The sequence below is a fragment of the Cytobacillus sp. Bac17 genome, from assembly GCF_024519925.1.
Taxonomy (GTDB): Bacteria; Bacillota; Bacilli; order Bacillales; family Cytobacillaceae; genus Cytobacillus; species Cytobacillus pseudoceanisediminis.
The window spans coordinates 1-1,159 of sequence record NZ_JALJRC010000082.1 but is presented as its reverse complement, the minus strand read 5'-3'; the positions used below and the strand labels follow the sequence as shown (position 1 = coordinate 1,159).

Here is a 1,159-nt window from a genome sequence, read left to right as displayed (position 1 = left end):
GTTAAGACACCGCCCTTTCACGGCGGTAACACGGGTTCGAATCCCGTACGGGTCACTTTTTTTGTTTCCGACGGTTTTATGTGGATGGTCCCGTGGTGTAGCGGTTAACATGCCTGCCTGTCACGCAGGAGATCGCGGGTTCGATTCCCGTCGGGACCGCCATTTGTTATTGGGCTATAGCCAAGCGGTAAGGCACCGGACTTTGACTCCGTCACTCGCAGGTTCGAATCCTGCTAGCCCAGCCATTTTTGATGAGCCATTAGCTCAGTCGGTAGAGCAGATTGCAGCATCAGTGAATTTCTTCATCCGAATAGCAATCCGTGACAAAGCGTTTAGCTTTGGAACATCTGACTGCACACAACAGGCTTTAGGAAGTCTCATAAAAGTATGAGCCATTAGCTCAGTCGGTAGAGCATCTGACTTTTAATCAGAGGGTCGAAGGTTCGAGTCCTTCATGGCTCACCATTTTAATTTCATATTGCGGGTGTGGCGGAATTGGCAGACGCACCAGACTTAGGATCTGGCGCCGCAAGGCGTGGGGGTTCGACTCCCTTCACCCGCACCATTAATTACCATTGAGATAAGTGCTACGTTTTGGTATGATGTTACTTGTCGCTTCATTAAGCGGTCGTGGCGGAATGGCAGACGCGCTAGGTTGAGGGCCTAGTGGGGGCAACCCCGTGGAGGTTCAAGTCCTCTCGGCCGCACCAAAAAAGTTGTTGACTTTTGAAATCTAGGTTGATATAATATAAGAGTTGCTTTAAAAGATGCGCCCGTAGCTCAATTGGATAGAGCGTTTGACTACGGATCAAAAGGTTAGGGGTTCGACTCCTCTCGGGCGCGCCATATTACGGGGAGTAGCTCAGCTTGGTAGAGCACTTGGTTTGGGACCAAGGGGTCGCAGGTTCGAATCCTGTCTTCCCGACCATTCGGGAAACAATAATTTTATATGCGGGTGTAGTTTAGTGGTAAAACCTCAGCCTTCCAAGCTGATGATGAGGGTTCGATTCCCTTCACCCGCTCCAAACTTTCTGATTGATCTTTGAAAACTGAATGAACAAAAACGTCAACGTTAATTCTTTAGTCTTTTTTTGAAAAGACAATTTATGAGCTTAATCAACTCTTATATGGAGAGTTTGATCCTGGCTCAGGACGAACG

At 48.3% G+C, this 1,159-nt stretch carries 8 tRNA genes; all 8 read left to right on the top strand.

Annotated elements, in window-relative coordinates:
* The first annotated feature begins 86 nt into the window (after window positions 1-86).
* The 8 genes from NR125_RS29205 to NR125_RS29170 all read left to right on the top strand — a co-directional run bounded on the left by NR125_RS29205 (window position 87) and on the right by NR125_RS29170 (window position 1,025).
* Window positions 87-162 (top strand) — tRNA-Asp (locus NR125_RS29205).
* Window positions 163-170: 8 nt separating this feature from the next.
* Window positions 171-245 (top strand) — tRNA-Gln (locus NR125_RS29200).
* A gap of 144 nt (window positions 246-389) precedes the next feature.
* Window positions 390-465: transfer RNA gene (locus NR125_RS29195), tRNA-Lys, on the top strand.
* A 15-nt stretch (window positions 466-480) separates the two neighbouring features.
* A tRNA-Leu gene (locus NR125_RS29190) sits at window positions 481-565 on the top strand.
* A gap of 59 nt (window positions 566-624) precedes the next feature.
* Window positions 625-710 (top strand) — tRNA-Leu (locus NR125_RS29185).
* 59 nt (window positions 711-769) lie between these two features.
* Window positions 770-846 (top strand) — tRNA-Arg (locus NR125_RS29180).
* A gap of 5 nt (window positions 847-851) precedes the next feature.
* Window positions 852-928 (top strand) — tRNA-Pro (locus NR125_RS29175).
* A 23-nt stretch (window positions 929-951) separates the two neighbouring features.
* Window positions 952-1,025, top strand: a tRNA-Gly gene (locus NR125_RS29170).
* Window positions 1,026-1,159: the final 134 nt, after the last annotated feature.